The organism is Streptosporangium sp. NBC_01469 (assembly GCF_036227305.1).
Taxonomy (GTDB): domain Bacteria; phylum Actinomycetota; class Actinomycetes; order Streptosporangiales; family Streptosporangiaceae; genus Streptosporangium.
This window is the reverse complement of the sequence record NZ_CP109465.1, coordinates 5,716,734-5,737,203: the sequence shown is the minus strand read 5'-3', so window position 1 is coordinate 5,737,203 and position 20,470 is coordinate 5,716,734. Positions and strand designations below refer to the sequence as shown.

At 74.1% G+C, this 20,470-nt stretch carries 14 protein-coding genes; 11 read left to right on the top strand and 3 right to left on the bottom strand.

Going from position 1 to position 20,470, the window contains the following annotated elements; translation table 11 throughout:
- The first annotated feature begins 342 nt into the window (after nucleotides 1-342).
- From OG587_RS25145 to OG587_RS25110, 8 genes are all read left to right on the top strand, one after another.
- Nucleotides 343-2,025, top strand: coding sequence for an ABC transporter substrate-binding protein (locus OG587_RS25145; protein ID WP_329079375.1), 1,683 nt, complete (start codon nucleotides 343-345; stop codon nucleotides 2,023-2,025).
- A gap of 6 nt (nucleotides 2,026-2,031) precedes the next feature.
- On the top strand, nucleotides 2,032-2,988 hold the full coding sequence (locus OG587_RS25140) for an ABC transporter permease (protein WP_329079374.1): 957 nt from the start codon (nucleotides 2,032-2,034) through the stop codon (nucleotides 2,986-2,988).
- 70 nt (nucleotides 2,989-3,058) lie between these two features.
- Nucleotides 3,059-3,904: an ABC transporter permease gene (locus OG587_RS25135; RefSeq protein WP_329079372.1), complete on the top strand. Its 846-nt coding sequence runs from the start codon at nucleotides 3,059-3,061 to the stop codon at nucleotides 3,902-3,904.
- Nucleotides 3,901-6,315, top strand: a complete 2,415-nt coding sequence (locus tag OG587_RS25130) for an ABC transporter ATP-binding protein (RefSeq protein ID WP_329079369.1) — start codon at nucleotides 3,901-3,903, stop codon at nucleotides 6,313-6,315. Before OG587_RS25135 ends, OG587_RS25130 begins: the two co-directional genes overlap by 4 nt.
- 51 nt (nucleotides 6,316-6,366) lie before the next feature.
- Nucleotides 6,367-7,251: an alpha/beta fold hydrolase gene (locus OG587_RS25125; protein ID WP_329079368.1), complete on the top strand. Its 885-nt coding sequence runs from the start codon at nucleotides 6,367-6,369 to the stop codon at nucleotides 7,249-7,251.
- On the top strand, nucleotides 7,248-8,279 hold the full coding sequence (locus tag OG587_RS25120; RefSeq protein WP_329079366.1) for a 2-oxoglutarate and iron-dependent oxygenase domain-containing protein: 1,032 nt from the start codon (nucleotides 7,248-7,250) through the stop codon (nucleotides 8,277-8,279). The genes OG587_RS25125 and OG587_RS25120 overlap by 4 nt, the downstream gene beginning before the upstream one ends.
- A 3-nt stretch (nucleotides 8,280-8,282) precedes the next feature.
- Entirely contained in the window at nucleotides 8,283-9,053 is a 771-nt protein-coding gene (locus tag OG587_RS25115) for a DUF427 domain-containing protein (RefSeq protein ID WP_329079365.1), read from the top strand.
- Nucleotides 9,054-9,276: 223 nt separating this feature from the next.
- Nucleotides 9,277-10,686, top strand: a complete 1,410-nt coding sequence (locus tag OG587_RS25110; RefSeq protein ID WP_329079364.1) for a dihydrolipoyl dehydrogenase family protein — start codon at nucleotides 9,277-9,279, stop codon at nucleotides 10,684-10,686.
- Nucleotides 10,687-10,878: 192 nt separating this feature from the next.
- On the opposite strand, the gene OG587_RS25105 is transcribed toward OG587_RS25110, so the two are convergent.
- Together OG587_RS25105 and OG587_RS25100 are read right to left on the bottom strand one after the other, a co-directional pair.
- Nucleotides 10,879-12,069, bottom strand: a complete 1,191-nt coding sequence (locus OG587_RS25105) for an acyl-CoA dehydrogenase family protein (protein ID WP_329079362.1) — start codon at nucleotides 12,067-12,069, stop codon at nucleotides 10,879-10,881.
- Nucleotides 12,070-12,486: 417 nt separating this feature from the next.
- Entirely contained in the window at nucleotides 12,487-13,602 is a 1,116-nt protein-coding gene (locus OG587_RS25100; protein ID WP_329079360.1) for a M24 family metallopeptidase, read from the bottom strand.
- 294 nt (nucleotides 13,603-13,896) lie between these two features.
- On the opposite strand from OG587_RS25100, the gene OG587_RS25095 reads away from it, so the two are divergent.
- The 3 genes from OG587_RS25095 (at nucleotide 13,897) to OG587_RS25085 (ending at nucleotide 17,591) form a co-directional block, all read left to right on the top strand.
- Nucleotides 13,897-15,045 carry a PP2C family protein-serine/threonine phosphatase gene (locus OG587_RS25095; protein WP_329079358.1) on the top strand — a complete coding sequence of 383 codons (1,149 nt, stop codon included), beginning with the start codon at nucleotides 13,897-13,899 and terminating at the stop codon, nucleotides 15,043-15,045.
- A gap of 17 nt (nucleotides 15,046-15,062) precedes the next feature.
- Nucleotides 15,063-15,965: a 5'-3' exonuclease gene (locus OG587_RS25090; RefSeq protein WP_329079356.1), complete on the top strand. Its 903-nt coding sequence runs from the start codon at nucleotides 15,063-15,065 to the stop codon at nucleotides 15,963-15,965.
- Nucleotides 15,966-16,241: 276 nt separating this feature from the next.
- Nucleotides 16,242-17,591 carry an RNB domain-containing ribonuclease gene (locus OG587_RS25085; protein WP_329079354.1) on the top strand — a complete coding sequence of 450 codons (1,350 nt, stop codon included), beginning with the start codon at nucleotides 16,242-16,244 and terminating at the stop codon, nucleotides 17,589-17,591.
- 47 nt (nucleotides 17,592-17,638) lie between these two features.
- On the opposite strand, the gene OG587_RS25080 is transcribed toward OG587_RS25085, so the two are convergent.
- Nucleotides 17,639-20,368: a DEAD/DEAH box helicase gene (locus OG587_RS25080; protein ID WP_329079351.1), complete on the bottom strand. Its 2,730-nt coding sequence runs from the start codon at nucleotides 20,366-20,368 to the stop codon at nucleotides 17,639-17,641.
- Nucleotides 20,369-20,470: the final 102 nt, after the last annotated feature.

The window sequence follows — 20,470 nt, the reverse complement described above, 5'->3', positions numbered from 1 at the left end:
GGCGGCACGGACCCGCCGGGCCGGCGGGTCTGTGCCGCCTGGCCCCGTCTTCCGGGTCGCGGGACCGAAACGCCCCAGGGCGCCCTCCTCTTGACCGGGGGGCGCTCTGCGTCGTTTCTGTCCGGTAAAGGGCCGGAACAGACCGGAACAGAGAGGAAGGCCGGAAGCGACGGGAAGGGGCCGGGAAAGGAAGGGAAAGGTCGCGCCATCCGGTCCCGATCGGCCACGCGCTCTTGACAGCCCATTATTCCTACCTGAATAGTGTGGATATATTCGAGCCGCCGCAGGACGTCGCCGAGCTGCGCGGATCCTCACCAGCCGCGACCGCGAGGAGACCCTCCCATGCAGAAATCCCCCCATCCCGACCCTCGGGGCACCTCCGCCCCCGGCGGTCCCGGCGGTCCCGGCGGCGAGGTGTTGTCCCGCCTCCCCGGCCTGTCACGACGCCTCTTCCTCGGCGCGGCCGGGGGCGCCGCGCTGACCGGGCTGCTCGCCGCCTGCGCGGGCGGCGCGGGCGACACGGCGGGGGCGAGCGGCTCCCGGACGGTTCCCGCCTCCGCGCCGGGCACCCCGAAGACCGGCGGCGTCCTGCGCGCCGGCTCTCCCCCGCCGCCGACCGCGGTCGACCCCGTCACCATGTACGACGGCTCCGCGATCGCGATCGTCCAGCTGGTGGCCGACTACCTGATCTGGCTGGACAGGGACTTCAAGCTCGTGCCCCGCCTCGCCGAGAAGTGGGAGTCCGAGGAGGGCGGCAGGCGCTGGGTCTTCTCCCTTCGCGAGGGCGTCACCTTCTCCGACGGCACGCCGCTGAACGCGAAGGCGGTCAAGGCCACCTTCGACCGGCTGCTCGATCCGAAGAGCAAGTCCGCCGCCGCGGCGGCGTTCGACTCGGTCCTGGCCAGGGGCGGCATCGGCGTCCGGGGGGACTCGACGGTCGTCTTCACCCTGGAACGGCCCTTCTCCGACTTCCCGTACCTGGTCTCGGCCGGAAACTACAACGCGGTGATCCTCAAGGAGGACTACGCGGGCGACTTCACCGGCAAGCCGGTCGGCACCGGCCCGTTCCTGCTGGAGTCGTACGACGCCTCCAGCGGTGCGGTGTTCACGCGCAACCCGAAGTACTGGGAGCCGGGAAAGCCGTACCTGGACGGTGTGCGGATCACGTTCTACGCCGACGACCAGGCGGACCTCCTCGCGCTGCAGAGCGGCGAGATCGACACCCAGATCCTCAGCCGCCCCGCGCTGGCCGGGCCGCTCGACGGGGTCGGCGGCATCACCGTCGACCAGGTTCAGGGCACCGGCCTGACCGCCTTCACCCTGCGCGTGGACCAGCCGCCCTTCGACAGGAAGGAGGTGCGCCAGGCGATCGCGTACGCCCTGGACCGGCCGGGAGTGAACGCGGGCGTCTACGACGACATCGGCGCGCTGGGCAACGACCACCTGTTCGCCGCCCTGTTCCCGGCCGCGCCGCCGGACGTGCCGCAGCGGGCCAAGGACCCGGCGAAGGTCGCGTCGCTGCTCGCCGCGGCCGGGGTGGACAGGCTCTCCTTCGCGCTGACGTACGACCCGCCGAGCAAGGACTACGCCCTCACCGTGCAGGACCAGCTCAAGCAGGTCGGCATCGAGGTGGAGCTCGACCAGCGCACCTCCGGCGACTTCTACGGCGGCGACCAGGAGAAGGACACCCCCTGGCTGTTCACCCCGGCCAACCTGGTGGGCTGGGCCGGGCGCGCGGTGCCCAGCCAGTTCGTCATCCCGATGGTCAAGAGCGGCGGCGTGTGGAACGGCTCGAAGTACGCCAACCCCGCGCTGGACGCCGCCACCGACGCCTACGACTCGGCGACGACCGACGAGGAGCGCCGGGCCCAGGCCGCGATCATCGCCGGGGCGCTCCACGAGGACGTCCCGGTGATCATCGCGGTCTGGAGCGGCGCCGTCCGGGCCTACGACGCCAAGCGCTTCACCGGCGTGTCGGCCCATCCATCGAGCTATGTCGACTTCAGCTCGGTCTCGCGGCTGTAGGGCGGCATGAGGCGATTCCTGCTCCGGCGGCTGGCGGCGATCCCGCTCACCCTGCTCGCGGTGTCCCTGCTCGTCTTCGCCGCCACCGAGCTGGTCCCCGGCGACGTGGCCCGCACGATCCTGGGCCGCGAGGCGGGCGAGGAGGCCGTGTCGCGGCTCCGCGAGCAGCTGGGGCTCGACCGGCCGCTCGCCGACCGCTACGCCGACTGGCTGTCGGGGTTCTTCACCGGCGGGTGGGGCGACTCCCACACCCTCGGGGTGCCGGTCCGCGAGCTCGTGCTCGGACGTCTCGCCGACTCGCTGGTCCTGGGCGGGCTGGCGTTCGCCCTGCTGGTCCCGGTCGCGGTGACGCTCGGGCTGATCGCGGGGGTCTACCACGACCGCGCCGCCGACCGGGTCATCAGCGTCACCGGGCTGGCCCTGGGCGCCATCCCCGAGTTCGTGACGGGGGTGGTGCTGCTGGTCGTCTTCGCGGTGCGGCTGCGCTGGTTCCCCGCCTCGGCCCAGGCGCCGGACGGCGCGACGATCTCGACCCGGCTCGGCCACCTGGCGCTGCCGGTGATCTCCCTCGTCCTGCTGTGCACCGGCTACGTCGCACGCCACGTGCGCGCCGGCACCGTGGCGGCCGTGGAGAGCCCGTACGTCAGGGCCGCGGAGCTGCGCGGTCTCGGCCGGGCCCGGGTGGTGCGGCGGCACGTGCTGCGCAACTCCACGGTGCCGGCCACCAGCGCGCTCGGCGTGCAGCTGCAGTTCCTGCTCGGCGGGCTGGTCGCCGTCGAGCTGCTGTTCAACTACCCGGGCATCGGCGCCCTGCTGCTGCAGTCGGCGATCGACAAGGACCTGCCGACCCTGCAGGCCACCGCGATGGTGCTCGGCATCCTCTACATGCTGATCATCCTGGTGGCCGACCTGGCCTACCGCCTGCTCGACCCCCGGATCCGGCTCGGCGGGGCCGCCGCGTGAACGGGCGCGCGAGGCGCCCGGCCGGTGGGCGCCGTGGAACACCGGGTGCCGGGTACGGAAGGGAGCGCGCATGAGCGCCGTCACGGCGGGCGGGGTGCGGCGGCGGGCGGCCGGGCGCGGCTTCCGCGTGGCCCTCGTCGCGGGCGGCGCGCTCGTGCTGGCCTGGGCGGTCGTCGCCGCGTTCTGGCCGCAGCTGGTGCCCTACGACCCGCAGCAGCACGACCCCCTGAGCCGCTTCCTGCCCCCGGGTCCCGAGCACTGGCTGGGCACCGACCAGTTCGGCCGCGACACCTTCTCCAGGATGCTCGCGGGAGCCCGTCCGGTGCTGCAGGTGGCGCCGCTCGCGACCGCGCTCGCCGTCGTGGCGGGCACCGCGGTCGGCCTGGTGGCGGGGACGTTCGGCGGTCTCGTCGACGAGATCGTCATGCGGCTGCTCGACGCGGTCGTGGTCTTCCCCGCGATCATCGCCGCGGTGCTGTTCGTGGCGCTGGCGGGCCGTTCGGTCACCGTCATGGTGCTGGTCGTCGCGGGGTCGTTCGTGCCCATCGTGGCCCGCAGCGTCCGCGCGGCGACGCTGGTCGAGCGGGAGAAGGCGTACGTCGAGGCGGCCAGGCTGCGCGGGGAACGCCCCTGGTCGCTGATGCGGCGGGAGATCTTCCCCAATGTCGGCACGACCGTGCTGGTGGAGGCGACCTCCCGGTTCGGCGACGCGATCTTCGCCGCCGCGACGCTGTCGTTCCTGGGGCTCGGCCAGCCGCCGGGCTCCCCCGACTGGGGCGCGTCGGTCTCGGACAACCGTGTCTGGCTCCAGCTCGCGCCCTGGACCGTGCTCGCCCCCGCGCTGGCCATCGCCTCGCTGGTGGTGGGGATCGCGCTCGTCGCCGACGCGCTGCGCGGCAGATGGGAGGCATCGTGACCTGGACAGGGCGCGTCGGGGCCGCGGGCACCGGCGAACCCCGGCTCCCGGCCCCCCGGGAGCCCGTGGCCGAAGGCGTCGGCGTGGCGCGACCGCGCGGAGAGAACCCGCACGGCCCCGGACCGGCGGGCCGGGGACTGCGGGTGGCGGGGCTGTCGGTCTCCTACCGCACGGCGCGCGGCGAGACCCCGGCGGTGACGGACGTCTCCTTCGACGTCGCCCCGGGCGAGACGTACGGGATCGTGGGCGAGTCGGGGTGCGGCAAGACCACGCTGAGCCGTGCGCTGGGCCGCCACCTGCCGCCGGGCGCTTCGATCACCGGCGGCGGGGTGACCGTGGACGGCGTCGAGGTGCTGGACCTCTCCCCCGCGGACCTGCGGCGCTGGCGGACCACCTCGCTCGCCGTCGTGCACCAGGAGGCGGGCAGCTCGCTCGACCCGACGATGCGGATCGGCGCGCAGCTCGCGGGGGTCCTCAGGCTGCAGGGACGCGGCCGGGCCGAGGCCCGGCGGGAGGCGGTCTCGCTGCTGGCCGGGGTGCGGCTGCCGGACCCGGCCGCGATCGCGCGGCGCTACCCCCACCAGCTCTCCGGCGGCCAGCAGCAGCGCGTCGTGATCGCCGCCGCGCTGGCCACCCGCCCCCGCCTGCTCGTCCTCGACGAGCCGACGACCGGCCTGGACGCGACGGTGCAGCACGAGATCCTCGACCTCGTCTGGGCGCTGCGCGCGGAGACGGACGCGGCCGTGGTGCTGATCAGCCACGACCTGGCGCTGGTCGGGCGCCTGTGCGAACGCGTCGGCGTCCTGTACGCGGGGCGCATGGTCGAGGAGGGCCCCGCTGCCGAGGTGATGGCGAGCGCGCGGCATCCCTACACCTCGGCGCTGCTGGCGAGCGTCCCCCGGCTGGGCGTCTCCCGCCACGCGCGGGAGCTCGCGGCCATCCCCGGCCGGCCCCCGGTCCCCGGTGAGGAGGTCCGCGGGTGCGCGTTCGCGCCCCGATGCGCCCTCGCCGACGACCTCTGCCGGGAGAGGACGCCCGTGCTCGAGGCCGCCCCCGGCGGGCGACGGGCCCGCTGCCACCACACCGGCGCGCTGCTCGCGGCGGCGCCAGGCGCGACCGGCGCGGTCACCGGCCCGGCCGGGGGGACGGGTGCCCCGCGCGGGGTGCCGCTGCTGGAGGTCCGCGGCCTGACCAGGAAGTACGGCCGGACCACCGTCGTCGACGGGGTGGACCTGACCATCGGCCGCGCCGAGGTCCTCGGCCTGGTCGGCGAGTCGGGCAGCGGCAAGACGACGGTGGCCCGCGCCGTCGCCGGGCTCGGCCCCCGGGGAACGGGGACGATCGCGCTGCACGGGCGGGAGCTGGCCGCGACCGTGGGACGGCGTGACGCGCGCGACCGCCGCCGCGTCCAGATGGTCTTCCAGAACCCCGAGACGTCGCTGAACCCCAGCCACACGATCCGCGCGATCCTGACCAGGGCGGTCCGCGGGCTGGGCGGCTCCCGCACCGTCGCGGAGCTGTCCGCGCGGGCCAACCTGGACGACCACCTGCTGGACGCCCGCCCCGACCGGCTCTCCGGCGGCCAGAAGCAGCGGGCCGCGATCGCCCGCGCCTTCGCCGGGGATCCCGAGCTGGTGGTGTGCGACGAGCCGGTCTCGGCGCTCGACGTGAGCGTGCAGGCGGGCGTGCTGCGGCTGCTGTCGGAGCAGCAGCGGCTGACCGGGACGTCGTACCTGTTCATCTCGCACGACCTCGCGGTCGTCGGCTACCTGGCCGATCGGATCGCGGTCATGTACCGCGGCCGGATCGTCGAGGAGGGGCCCGCCGGGCGGGTGCTCTCCGGTCCCCACCATCCGTACACCGCCTCGCTGGTCGCCGCGTCGCGGGCCCGGCTGGACGGACCGGAGAGCGCCCGCCCGGCGGGAACCGCGCGGGCCGACGGAACCGGTCGGGTCGACGGAGCCGGGCAGACCGGCGAGGCCGAGCGGACCGACGAGAGCAGGCGGATCGAGCAGACCCGCGAGGCCGAGCGGACCGACAGAACCGGGCAGGTCAACGGAACCGGGCAGACCGGCGAGAGCAGGCGGCTCGGCGAGACCGCGCGAACCGCCGAGGCCGGGCGGGTCGGCAAGACCGCGCGAGCGGGCCGGACCGGCCGGGCGGGCGCGACCGGTTGCGGGTTCGCGGCCCGCTGCCCGCTGCGGATCGAGGGGCTCTGCGACACGGTGGACCCGCCGGTGCGGGACACCGGCGACGGCCACGCAGTCCGCTGCCATCTCGACGCGGGCGACCTCCCGCGGGCCGCCGTCCCGGTGGCGGCTCCCACCGCCCGAGAGGCCCAAGAGACCCGAGAGACCCAAGACGGCCGGGAGTCCCGGAAGGCCCGGGACGCCCGAGAGAAGGAGGACTGATCGCTCCAGAACACGCCCCTGGTTTTCCCGCTAGCTCTCATGGAGGCACCGATGTCATCGAAACTCGCGGTACCCGAACAGGAATTCGCCCTGCTGCCCGAGCTCGCCGAGAGCCTCGGCCTGCCCGGCCCCGATCCGCACCGCGTCCAGCGCCGCTGGGTCACCGTGGTCAGCGGCGGCCACGTCAGCGGCGTCACCTGGGACACCGGCCCGGCCGAGATCGTCCTGCTGCACGAGGCGCGCCGCAGCGCCCGCTCCTGGGACCGGGTGCTGCTGGCACTCGGCCGACCGGCCCTGGCACTGGACCTGCCCGGCCACGGCCGGTCGGGCTGGCGCGGGAACGGCGTCTACTCCCCGCGCAGGCTCGCCCCCGCGGTGAGCGAGGCCATCCGCTCCTTCGCGCCCACCTCGAAGGTCGTGGCCGGCGCCGGTCTCGGCGCGCTGACCGCGATCGCGCTGACCGCCCGCTCGCCCGACCTGGTGCGGGCCCTGGTGCTGGTGGACACCCTTCCCGGCGCCTCGGGGGAGCCGGGCGTCGTGTCGGGCCGCCACACCTCCCGGGAGGAGGCGCTCGACCGGCTCAGGGAGGCCAGGCCCGACGCCGCCGAGGAGGACCTGGTCGCCGACGTCCGCTACGAGCTCGTCGAGGAGTCCGACGGGACGTGGACCTGGCGCCACCACCTGGGAAACCTGCCCGCCGAGGCGGCGGCGCACCTCGGCGACGAGACCCTCTGGGAGCAGCTGGAGGTCCTCGCCGGATACGAGGTGCCCGTCCTGCTCGTCCGCCCCGCCACCGGCGGCCGCCTGAGCGAGGCTTCCGCGGGCGAGCTCGCGCGCCGGGTGCCGTCGGCCCGGCTCGTCACGGTGGAAGACCCGGCCGATCTGGCCGGGGTGCTGCGCGAAGTGCTCGACACGATCCAAGGGAGAACCGCATGACCGCCCAGATCCCCGTCATCGACCTCGAACTGGCCCTGAGCGACGACGCCCCCGAGGAGCTGATCGCCTCGGTGCGCGCGGCGGCCGAGCAGGTGGGCATCATCCAGGTCGTCAACCACGGCGTCTCCGCCGAGCTGATCGACGACTTCCACGACCGGATCGGCCGCGTCCTCGCCCTGCCCAGGGAGGAGAAGGCGAAGCTGGCCAGCCCGACCGGGCACCCCTACCGGGGCTGGCGGCAGTGGCCCGACGACTTCGGGCGACTGGAGCTGGAGCGCTTCAACATCGGCCAGTTCGACACCGTCGAGGAGGCGAGGTCCGCGGGGCTGTCGGAGGAGTACGCGCAGCTGTACGCCCACCCCAACGTCTGGCCGCCGCAGGAGCCGGGCCTCGCCGGGGTGGCCAGGCTCTACCACGACGCCTCGGTCCGCGTGGCCGAGCGGGTGCTCGGCCTCTACAGCCGGGTGCTCGGCGTGCCCCTGTCGACGTTCCCGATCTCCGGGCGCCCGTACTACACGAGCTTCGTCGTCAACGACTACCCGACCTGGACGCACGGGGACACCGGGGCGGACGACGACAAGCTGCTCCTGCTGGAGCACGCCGACGGTTCGGCGCTGACCGTGCTGCACCAGCGCGGCGACTACGCGGGGCTGCAGGGGCAGGCGCCCGACGGGAGCTGGATCCCGGTGCCGATCGTGCCCGGAGCCCTGCAGGTCTTCTCCGGCCACATCCTCACCAAGTGGACGAACGGGCGGCTCCGCCCCGGACGGCACCGCGTCGTGGCGGGCGGCACGGTCACCCGGCGCTCCACGGGCGTCTTCTGGCATCCCAGCCTCGACACGGTGATCGAGCCGCTGGAGCCGTTCGTCGGCCCCGAGGGCAGCGACTTCGAGCCGGAGCTGCTGTGGGACCAGGCCGGCGGGCAGGTCGAGGAGTACCTGCGGGTCTTCGGGCGGCCCGACCAGATCGCGGCCTGGCGCGAGCGCAGGCCGTACGTCGCGGAGCTCGCGGAACTCGCGGAGGCATAGGCCGTGCCCGCGTCAGGAACGTTCAACTGGGAGCCCAGCGAGCGCTGGGTCCGCGGGACCAGGGGCGATGTCACCGTCGTCGACAGCCGCAACCCGGTGCTGGTCTGGGAGGCGTCGCACCCGGTGCCCCGCTACGCGTTCCCCGAGGCCGAGGTCCGCTCCGACCTGCTGCGCCCGGCCGCCGACCCGGCCACCGGCGTCCACGAGGGGTCCACGGTCCTCTACGACCTGGTGATCGGCGGCGAGACCGTCGCGAACGCCGCGTGGCGCTATCCGGCCCTGCCCGGCCACATCGCGTTCGAGTGGTTCCAGCACGAGGGCGAGGTGCTCGAGCACTGGTACGAAGAGGAGGAGGAGATCTTCGTCCATCCCCGTGACCCGTACAAGCGGGTCGATCCGGTGCCCAGCTCGCGGCACGTCAGGGTCGAGATCGACGGCAGGGTCGTCGCGGAGACCCGGCGCCCGGTGCTGCTGTTCGAGACGGGCCTGCCCACCCGCTACTACCTCCCCCCGGAGGACGTGAACCTCGAGCTGTTCGAGCCGACGGCGAGCAGCACCCGCTGCCCGTACAAGGGAGTCGCCTCCTACTGGTCCGCGCGCGAGGACGGGTCCGTCCCGGCCGACGTGGCGTGGGCCTACCCCGACCCGATCCCGGCCGCCGAGAGGATCAGGGATCACATCGCCTTCTACAACGAGGTCGTCGACATCGTCGTGGACGGCGTGAGGCTCGAAAGGCCGGTGACGTTCTTCAGCAAGCGCCTGTCGAAGGCGTGAGGCGGGACGGGGGAACGTGGAGGCGCGCGTTCCCCCGTCCCACCCCGACCGCACCTCCCGGCCCCGACCGCGGTTCCCGCCGCGGCCGGGGCCGCGCGTATCCCGCGCGACCCACCGGGGCGGGGCGCGGCCCCGGTCCCGGCCGGAGGATGCGAAGCTGGTAGGACCGGCGTCGCCGGGGGCGGCGCGCGGCCGATGGCCGGTTCTCTGTGGGAGGTAAGTCGTGTCGGACGAGTTCGACGTGGTGGTTGTGGGCGCGGGCCCCGCGGGCGAGAACGTCGCCGACCGCGCGGTCAGGGGAGGGCTGACCGCCGTGGTCGTCGAGAGGCACCTGGCCGGCGGCGAGTGCTCCTACTGGGCGTGCATCCCCAGCAAGGCGCTGCTGCGCCCGGTGGAGCTGGCCGCCGAGGTCTCCCGGGTGCCCGGCCTGACGGTGGGCCCGATCGACACCGCCGCCGTGCTCGCCCGGCGCGACGAGGCGGTGTCCCACTTCGACGACAGCGGCCAGGTCGAGTGGATCGGGAGCGTGCCCGCGGAGTTCGTCCGGGGGCACGGGCGGCTGGACGGCCCCAAACGGGTCGTGGTGACCTCGAAGGACGGCTCGGTCCGCACGCTGACCGCCCGGCGGGCGGTCGTGCTGGCCACCGGCAGCGACGCGGCCGTCCCGCCGATCCCCGGCCTGGCGGAGGCGTCGCCGTGGACGAGCCACGAGGTGACGGCGGCGAGGAGCGTGCCCGCGCGGCTGGCCGTGCTGGGCGGCGGCGTGGTGGCCTGCGAGATGGCCCAGGCCATGCACGGCCTCGGCGCCCGGGAGACGACGGTGCTGGCGCGCGGCCGGCTGCTCGGCAGGATGGAGCCGTTCGCCGGGGAGCTGGTGGCCGAGTCGTTCGCCGAGGCGGGCATCACGGTGCGCATGGGCGTCCAGGTGACGAAGGTCGAGCGGCCCACGCCCGGGGGGCCGGTGACGGTCCACCTGTCCGAGGGCCCGCCCGTCGAGGCCGACGAGCTGCTGGTGGCCACCGGCAGGCGTCCCGCGACGGGCGACCTCGGCCTGGAGACCGTCGGCCTGGAGGCCGGGCGCACGGTGGAGGTCGACGACAGCATGCGCGCGACCGGCGTCTCCGGCGACTGGCTGTACGCGGTGGGCGACGTCAACGGCCGCGCCCTGCTCACCCACATGGGCAAGTACCAGGCGCGGGTGTGCGGCGACGTCATCGCGGCGCGGGCCAAGGGCGAGCCCGACGACCTGCCGGGCCTGCGCGACGTGGCGGACGCGTACGGCGCGCCGCAGGTGGTCTTCACCGACCCGCAGGTGTGCTCGGCCGGCCGGACCGAGGCTGAGGCGCGCGCCGACGGGTTCGACGTCCGCACGGTCGAGTACGACCTGGGCAGGGTGTCGGGGGCCTATCTGCAGGGCGACGGCTACCGGGGCAGGGCCAAGGCCGTCGTGGACGAGCGGCGCCGCGTGCTGCTCGGGGTGACCTTCGCGGGCCCCGCGGTGGGCGAGATGCTGCACTCGGCGACGATCGCCGTCGTCGCCGAGGTGCCCCTGGACCGGCTCTGGCACGCGGTGCCGTCCTACCCCACGGTCAGCGAGATCTGGCTGCGGCTGCTGGAGACGTACGGGCTCTGACACGGCGTCCGGGCCGGGAGGCGACGCGCCCCCGCGGCCCGGACCGCCGCCGCCGGGACCGCGTGGCGGGTCACCGGCGGGCGTCCGCGACGTCCGTGGACGTCCGTGGACGCCCGTGGACGCCCGTGGACGCCCGTGGACGCCCGTGGACGCCCGTGGACGCCCGTGGACGCCCGTGGACGCCCGTGGACGTCACAGCCCGGCGTTCCCCGCCTCCCTGGCGAGGGCGCGGCCGATGACCAGGCGCTGGACCTGGTTGGTGCCCTCGACGATCTGCAGGACCTTGGCCTCCCGCATGTGGCGCTCGACCGGGAAGTCCTCCACATACCCGTAGCCGCCGAGGACCTGGACCGCGTCGGTGGTGACCTTCATGCACATGTCGGTGGCGAAGAGCTTCGCCATCGCGGCCCGCGTGCCGTACGGCCGGCCCGCGTCGCGCAGCCGGGCGGCGTCCAGGTAGAGGGCGCGGGCGGCGGCGATCTGGGTGGCCATGTCGGCGAGCATGAAGCCGATGCCCTGGAAGTCGATGATCCGCGAGCCGAACTGGCGGCGCTCGGCGGCGTACGCGGTGGCGGTCTCGAAGGCGGCCTGGGCCACGCCCACGGCGCAGGCGGCGATGCCGAGCCTGCCGCCGTCCAGGGCGGCCATCGCGATCCGGAAACCCTCCCCCTCGGAGCCCAGCAGGGCCTCGGGCGCCAGCCGCACCCCGTCGAAGCGGACCTGGGCGGTCGGCGAGGACTTCATCCCCATCTTCCGCTCGGGCGCGCCGAACGACAGCCCCTCCGTCCCGGCGGGCACGTGGAAACAGGAGATGCCGCGCGCGCCGTCGGCCGAGGTGCGGGCCATCAGCGTGTAGAAGTCGGCGACGCCGCCGTGGGTGATCCAGGCCTTCACGCCGTCGACCGTGTAGCCGGTGGAGCCGGTGGAGCCGGCCGGGCCGCCGTCCCCGGGAACCGCCCTGGTCGTCAGCGCGGCGGCGTCGGACCCCGACTGCGGCTCCGACAGGCAGTACGCGCCCAGCCACTCGCCGCCCAGCATCTCGGGAAGCAGCGCGGCGCGCTGCTCGGCGGTGCCGTAGGCGGCCACCGGGAAGCACGACAGCGTGTGGACCGACAGGCCGAGACCGACGGCCAGCCAGCCGGCCGCGAGCTCCTCGACCACCTGCAGGTAGACCTCGTACGGCTGCGCCGCCCCGCCGTGCTCCTCGGGGTAGGGCAGGCCGAGCAGCCCCGCGCGGCCGAGCGTGGTGAACACCTCCCGAGGGAAGCGCCCGGCGGACTCGTCGGCCGCGGCCCGGGGCGCGACCTCCTTGCCGATCAGGTCGCGGACCAGGTCCAGCAGGTCATGGGCGTCGCCGGTCGGCAGAACGCGCTCAACGGTCATCTGGGTCCTTCCAGCGTGGAGACCCCGCCCCAGGGTTCACGGGGAGGGGGCGCCCGCGTGCTCCAGGTCCCCGGCGCGGAGCCCTGGCGCGGACGACGAGAGGGTGGCCGGGATCACCGGCCACCCCGATTCTGGCACCCGCCGCGCGAGCGCGGCCACGCGACCGTCCCCGTGCCCGTGACGGCCGTACGACCGTGCCGGTGCCCGTGGCGACCGTCCCCGTGCCCGTGCGAGACCTCTGGCCGTGCGAGCCGACCGCGCCCGTACGAGAGCCGCCGTGCGATGTGGCCGCGCCCGTATGGGACCTGCCCGTATGGGACCTGCCCGTGCGATCCGGTCGTTCCCGTACGAGACCCGCCCGTACGGTCCACCCCGCGACCGGGCGAGCCACGGCCGGGCGCGGTCGTCCGGGCGCCGTTAGACGACCACCAGCTCGCGAGGGCGGTGGTTGACCCGCTCGCTGCCCTCGTCGGTGCAGACGAGGATGTCCTCGATGCGGGCGCCGTGGGCCCCGGGCAGGTAGATACCGGGCTCGACGGAGAAGGCGAAGCCGGGCGCCAGCGGCTCGGCGTTGCCCGCGACGATGTAGGGCTCCTCGTGGCTCTCCAGGCCGATGCCGTGGCCGGTGCGGTGGATGAAGTAGTCGCCGTACCCCTCGGCCGCGATCACGTCCCGGGCGGCGGCGTCGATCGCCTCGCACGGCACCCCGGGGCGCACGGCGTCGCAGGCGGCCTGCTGGGCGCGCCTGAGCACCTCGTAGTACTTCAGGAAGCCCGCCGGAGGCTCGCCGATGGCGTAGACGCGCGTGGAGTCGGAGCAGTAGCCGCCGGGCATCTGGCCGCCGATGTCGACCACGATCGGCTCGCGCTCCTGGACGACGCGGTCCGACAGCTCGTGGTGCGGGCTGGCGCCGTTGGGCCCGGAGCCGACGATGACGAAGTCGACGGTGGAGTGGCCGGCCGCGATGATCGCCTCGGCGATGTCCCTGCCGATCTCGCGCTCGGTCCTGCCGGCCCGCAGGAAGCCGGGCACCTGGGCGTGGACGGCGTCGATCGCGGCCCCCGCCTCGCGCAGCGCCGCCACCTCCGCCGGGCTCTTGCGCATCCGCAGCCCGCGCAGGACGGTCCCGGCGAGCACCTGCTCCGCGCCGGGGATCGTGTCGCGCAGGCGCAGCGACTGCATCGCCCACATCCGGTCGGCGAGGCCGACCTTGCGGACCGCGCCCAGCCGCCTGCCGACGACCGCGTACGGATCGTCGGTCTCGTCCCAGGGGACGAACTCGACGCCGAGCCGCGACGCCGGTGAGTGCTCGGCCGCCGGCAGCTCCAGTCGGGGCACCATCAGGAATGCCTCGCCCTTCGCCGGGAGCACCAGGCAGGTGAGCCGCTCCAGCGGCGGCGCCTCGTACCCTGTCACATAGCGAAGGTCGGGACCGGGCGTGAGCAGCAGCGCGTCGAGCCCGGCGGCGGCGGTCGCCTCGCGGGCGGCGGCCAGGCGGGTCACGGGATAAAGGTCAGAGGACTCCGTCGTCACGCCGACCAATCTAATCCCGGGCCGGAACGGCGATGCATCCGGCCCGGCCCGGGAACCGAAAGTCAGGGAAAGGAAGGCACGAAGGCACCCCCGCCACTACAATCTGTTGAAGTACGATCACATTTTGTTGGCAAAATATCCGTAAAGCCACACATTTCGAGAGCGAGCTACATGGTCGGCGTAGTGGGCGGCCACCAGCCACCCCTCCACCCACGAAACGACCAGGTGACCGGTCCGGCCCCGTCGACCGCCGCTGGGACGGCGCAGCGGTCACGCGGTGAGCCGGACGAGCACATGGCCGTGGAGCGACAACTCCTCATCGCACGCCTGGCGCACGCGGAGCGCATGGGCGAGATGGGCTGGACCGTGTGGGATCTCCAGACCGGAGAGTCCACCTGGTCCGACCAGGCGTACACCATATTCGGCCGCGCCCCCGGCGACGGCCCGATCCCCCTGCGCGACCTGGCCGGTCACGTCGAGGCGGCCGACCGGCCCGACCTCGACCGGCTGCTGTGGTCCGTCGTGCACCGGGCCGAGGCCGGGGAGGCCGAGTTCCGCATCCGCCGCGACGGCGAGCTGCGCCACCTGCGCGCCGTGCTCGACCCCGTCGTGAGCGGCGGCCATCCCACCGTGCACGGCGTCGTCCAGGACATCACCTGCCGCCGCCGCGCCGAGCGGATCATGTCGGAGTCGCGCAGCAAGCTGCTGCGGGTCCGCGAGCAGGTCGCGGAGGAGCACGACATGAGCGTGGCGCTACGCGAGGCGATCATGCCGGGACTGGGCGACACCATCGACCTGCCGCACGCGCGGATCGCGGTCCGCTACGTGGCGGCGGGGGTCAAGCCCGGCCTGGGCGGCGACTGGTACGACGCCGTTCCCCTGTCCGACGGCAGGGTGCTGCTCGCCATCGGCGACGTGTCCGGGCACGGGATGCCCGCGATCTCCCAGATGGCCCAGCTGCGCCACGCCCTGATCGGCCTCGCGATGACCGGCCAGTCCCCCGACAGGCTGCTCGCCTGGCTCAACGACCTGGTGCTGCACCGGATGCCCGAGACGACGGCGACCGCGGTCGTCGGCCACCTCGACCCGGCCACGAGGAGGTTCACCTGGGGACAGGCGGGGCACCCGGCGCCGATCCTGGTCCGCGAGGGGACGGCCACCCAGCTCGACCCGCCCGCCGGGGTGCTGCTGGGCGCCACCCCCGACGAACCGTACGAGCTGGCCGGGGTCGAGCTGCGGGAGGGCGACCTCCTGCTGCTGTTCACCGACGGGCTGGTGGAGCGGCGCACCCGCGACATCGACGAGGGTCTCGCGCTGACCATGGAGGCCGCGGCCCTGCTGAGGGGGGATCCGAACGACGGGCTCGACCGGCTCATCGAGGTGATCGGCGGACCCAACCCGGAGGACGACACCTGCGTTCTGGCGATCGGGGTGCTCGGCTGATTGGTTAAATAGTCGCCATGCCCGGCCTGATGCTTCTTGACACCCCCTCGCTGTACTACCGCGCCTTCTACGGCATCCCCGAGTCGATGACCGCGCCCGACGGGATGCCCGTCAACGCGGTGCGCGGCGTCATCGACATGATCGCCATGCTGGTCCGGCGGCACTCCCCCGCCGAACTCGTCGCCTGCATGGACGCCGACTGGCGCCCGGCCTTTCGGGTGGCGGCCATCCCGACGTACAAGACCCACCGGGTCGCCGAGGGCGGCGCCGAGGAGACCCCCGACACGCTCGCCCCGCAGGTGCCGGTGATCGAGCGGGTGCTCGACGCGGTGGGCATCGCCCTCGTCGGCGTGCCCGGCTACGAGGCCGACGACGTGATGGGGACGTTCACCGCGCGGGCGAGCGGCCAGGTCGACGTCGTCACCGGTGACCGCGACCTGTTCCAGCTGGTCGACGACTCCCGGCCGGTCCGGATCCTCTACACCGCCAGGGGGGTCAAGAACCTCCAGCTGGTCGACGAGGCCGCCGTCACCGAGAAGTACGGCGTCCCCGGCCGCTCCTACGCCGACTTCGCCACCCTGCGCGGTGACCCCAGCGACGGGCTGCCGGGCGTGCCGGGGGTGGGCGACAAGACCGCGGCGGCCCTGATCACCAAGTTCGGCTCGCTCGAGGCGCTCCTGCGAGCCGTCGACGGGGGCGAGGGAGGCGGTGACCTGACCGCCGGGCAGCGCGCCAAGCTGTCGGCGGCCCGCGACTACCTGCGGGTGGCTCCCGGGGTGGTTCAGGTCGCCCGCGACGCCCCCCTTCCCGAGGTCGGCATCGCGCTTCCCGCCAAGCCCCGCGACCCGGAGGCCCTGGCGGCCCTGAGCGAGCGCTACGGTCTCTCCGGCCCGCTGGAGCGCCTGACCTCCGCGCTCTGACCTCGCCGCCCGTCCCCGGCCACACCGCCGTCCGGCCGGACCACCGCCACCCTCCCCCGCCACCCGCTCCGCCGTCCGGCCCGGCCGCACCGCCGCCCCCCTGGTATCCGGGCTCTGACCTGCTCCCCAGCCGCGTCGGTCACCGTCGCCCCGACCGGTCGGTGAGGGGGCCCGTCGCGAGCCGGTAGGTTGCTGCCTGTGCCTCACAAGAGCATCCGGGTGCCCGGAGAGTCCCATCCGCGGCTCGACGACGGTTTCCAACGGATCCGCCGTGAGATGAAACTGCCCGAGGGATTCCCCCGGGCGGTGGTCGACGAGGCCGAGTGGGTCGCCGAGGTGCCCGCCCTGCCCCGGCTCGACCGGACCGACCTGCCCCTGATCACCATCGACCCTCCGGGGGCGATGGACCTCGACCAGGCCGTGCACCTGGAGGAGCAGCCCGGCGGCTACCGCGTCTGGTACGCCATCGCCGACGTCGGGGCGTTCGTCAGGCCCGGCGGCGCGATCGACGCCGAGGCCCGCGTCCGCGGCGAGACGGTCTACATGCCCGACGGGCGTGTGCCGCTGCACCCGCCCGTCCTGTCCGAGGGCGCCGCCAGCCTGCTGCCCGGCGTGACCCGGCCCGCCGCGCTGTGGTGCGTCGACCTGGACGCCGAAGGCCGGATCGTGGGCGCGGACGTGACCAGGGCGCTGGTGCGCAGCCGCGAGCGGCTCGACTACGACTACGCGCAGGCCGCGATCGACACCGGCACCGCCGACGGCACGCTGCGGCTGCTGGCCGAGATCGGCCGGCTCAGGCTCGCCCAGGAGCGGGCCAGGGGCGGCGTGACGCTGCCCACCCCCGACCAGGAGGTCGTCCCCGACGGGGACGGCTACCGGGTGGAGCTGCGTGCCCCGCTGGACGCCGAGGCGTGGAACGCGCAGATCTCGCTGCTGACGGGCATGGCCGCCGCCGCCATGATGCTGGACGCCGAGATCGGCCTGCTGCGGGTGCTGCCGCCCGCCCCGGCGGAGAGGATCGCCCAGGTCCGCCGGGTGGCCGCCGCGCTCGGCGTGCCCTGGCCCGAGGGCGCCGGGTACGGCGACGTCGTGCACTCCCTCGACCCGAAGATCCCCGAGCAGGCCGCGTTCCTGCAGGAGTCGACGGTGCTGCTGCGCGGCGCCGGATACGTCGCCTTCAACGGCGAGCCGCCCGCGCAGGCGGAGCATGCCGCCGTGGGGGCGCCGTACGCGCACGTGACCGCTCCGCTGCGCCGCCTCATCGACCGCTACGCCACGGAGATCTGCCTGGCCATCGCGGCGGGTGAGCCGGTGCCCCAGGACGTCCAGCGGGCCATGGGCGAGCTGCCGGAGATCATGCACGCCACCGGGCGCCGCGCGGGCGGCGTCGAGCGGGCGTGCGTGGACCTGGTGGAGGCCTTCGTCCTCCGCGAGCGGGTGGGCCAGACGTTCGACGCCGTGGTGATCGACGTGGCCGGGGACCGGCCGTGGGGCCAGGTGCAGGTCACCGACCCGGCGGTGGTGGCCCGCTGCGACGGCGAGGGGCTCCCGCTGGGGGAGACCGTACGCGTGCGGCTGACGCGCGCCGACCCGACCACCCGCGAGGTCCGCTTCAGCCTGGCCTGAAGCCCCGGCACCGCCCGAGACCCCGCGGGTGGTCGGCTCGGGCCGACTCAGGTCACGGACGAGTAGGCCACCACCCCGCGCCGCAGGGCGTCCATCGACTTGCCCGCGCTCTGCTTGACCTTGCTGCCCGCCGGGGCGGCGTCGGAGATCTGGCCGAGGAGGTCGAGCAGTTGCTTGGTCCAGCGGACGAAGTCTCCGGCGGCCAGCTCCGCACCGGCGACACCGTCGCGGAGCACGGCGTCCAGGGTGTGGCCCTTGGCCCAGCGGAAGGCCGCCCAGGCGAAGCCGAAGTCGGGCTCCCTGATGAACGACAGGCCGTGATCGCCCTCGATCGACTCCAGCTCACCCCAGAGGCGCACCATGTCCGCCAGCGTCTTCTGGGCCGCTCCCGCGGGGATCCTGGGCTGGCGGGCGTCGTCGGCCTGCCGCGACTCGAAGACCAGTGACGACACGCACGCGGCCAGCTCGGCCGGGTCCAGGTCGTCCCAGAGCCCCGCGCGCAGGCATTCGGCGGTCAGCAGGTCCAGCTCGGTGTAGAGCTGGGCCAGGCGGCGGCCCTCGGCGGTGACGCTCTCGCCGTCGAGGTAGCCGAGCTGGTCGAGCACGCCGCAGACCTTGTCGAAGGTGCGGGCGATGACGTGGGAGCGGCCCTCGACCCGGCGGCGCAGGCCCTCGGTCTCGCGGAGCAGCTTGTGGTAGCGCTCGGCCCAGCGGGCGTGGTCCTCGCGCTCGTCGCACCCGTGGCAGGGGTGCTGGCGGATCTCCCGGCGCAGGCGGTTGATCTCGTCGTCCTCCGCGGCGTGGTCGCGCGCCCTGACGGGCTTGCCGAAGTCACGGTCGCCGATCTTGGCGTGCACGGAGGAGACCAGGTTGGCCCGCTCCTTGGGCGACCGGGCGTTGAAGTTCTTCGGGATGCGCAGGTGCTCGACCGGCTCCACCGGGACGGGGAAGTCGGCCGGTGACAGCTTCTTGACCTGCTTGCCGATGGTGAGCACCAGCGGGGACGGCCCCTCTCCCCGGGAGTTGAGGCCGGGGTCGAGGACGACGGCCAGACCGGCGCGGCGCCCCCCGGGAACCCTGATGATGTCGCCGGGCTTGAGCGCCTCCAGCGAGCGCAGCGCCTGCGTCCTGCGGGCCGCGCCGCGCTGGCGCGACAGCTCGGCCTCCCTGTCGGACAGGGCCCTGCGCATCGCGGCGTACTCCTCGAAGTCGCCCAGGTGGCAGGTCATCGCCTGGCGGTAGCCCTCCAGGGCCTCCTCCGCGCGGCGCACCTGCTTGGCGATGCCCACCACGGCCCGGTCGGCCTGGAACTGCGCGAACGAGGACTCCAGGAGGGTCCTGGCCCGCTCCCTGCCCACCTGGCCGACGAGGTTGACCGCCATGTTGTACGAGGGGCGGAAGCTGGAGCGCAGCGGGTAGGTGCGGGTGCTGGCCAGGCCGGCGACCTGGAGCGGGTCGGTGCCGGGCTGCCACTGGACGACCGCGTGGCCCTCCACGTCGATGCCGCGGCGCCCGGCCCGCCCGGTGAGCTGGGTGTACTCGCCGGGGGTGAGGTCGGCGTGGGTCTCGCCGTTCCACTTGTCGAGTTTCTCGATCACCACGGAGCGGGCGGGCATGTTGATGCCCAGCGCGAGGGTCTCGGTGGCGAACACGGCCTTGACCAGGCCCCGGGTGAACAGCTCCTCGACGACCTCCTTGAAGGTCGGGAGCATGCCCGCGTGGTGGGCGGCCAGGCCGCGCTCCAGGGCGTCGCGCCACTCCAGGTAGCCGAGCACGCCCAGGTCCTCGTCGGGCAGGTGCGCGGTGCGCTCGTCGACGATCTGCCGGATCTCGTGCCGCTCGGCGTCGGTGGTGAGCCGGATGCCGTCGTGCAGGCACTGCATGACGGCGGCGTCGCAACCGGCCCTGGAGAAGATGAACGTGATCGCGGGCAGCAGGGCGTCGGCGTCCAGGCGCTCGATGGCCGCCGCCCGGTCCGGCGGGCCGTTCCTGCGGGGCCGCGAGTAGCCTCGGCGCCCCCTGCCGTACGCCTGGCGCTCCTCGTCCCTGGCGATGCGCAGGAGGTTGGGGTTGATCTGCGGGCGCCGGTCCTCGTCGCCGGTGACGAACAGGTCGTAGATGCGGCTGCCGACGAGCATGTGCTGCCAGAGCGGGACCGGGCGGTGCTCGTCGACGATGACGCTGGTGTCGCCGCGGACCTCGCCCATCCACTCGCCGAACTCCTCGGCGTTGCTGACCGTGGCCGACAGGGCGACCAGGCGCACCGACTCGGGCAGGTGGATGATCACTTCCTCCCAGACCGCGCCGCGGAACCGGTCGGCGAGGTAGTGGACCTCGTCCATGACGACGAAACCGAGCCCCGCCAGGGTGGAGGACCCGGCGTAGAGCATGTTGCGCAGCACCTCGGTCGTCATGACGACGATGGGGGCCTCGCCGTTGACGCTGTTGTCACCGGTGAGCAGGCCCACCTTGTCGGCGCCGTATCGCCTGACCAGGTCGTTGTACTTCTGGTTGGACAGCGCCTTGATCGGGGTGGTGTAGAAGCACTTGCGGCCCTCCTGCAGGGCCACGTGCACCGCGAACTCGCCCACCACGGTCTTGCCCGAGCCGGTGGGGGCCGCCACGAGGACCCCGTCGCCCGCCTCCAGCGCCCGGCAGGCGTCGAGCTGGAAGTCGTCCAGCTCGAAGTCGTACAGGCCGCGGAACGAGGTCAGCGCTGGGCCACTCTCGGCTTGGCTCTGACGGAAGGCAGCGTATCGTTCCGCTGGGGTCGTCATGCGTCCAGCCTACCGATATCGGGATTCCGGTCCGTCCCCCCTTCTCCCGGGACCCCGCCGATCGCGCGGGCGGTCCCGGGCCCGCCACCGGCCCGCCCCGGG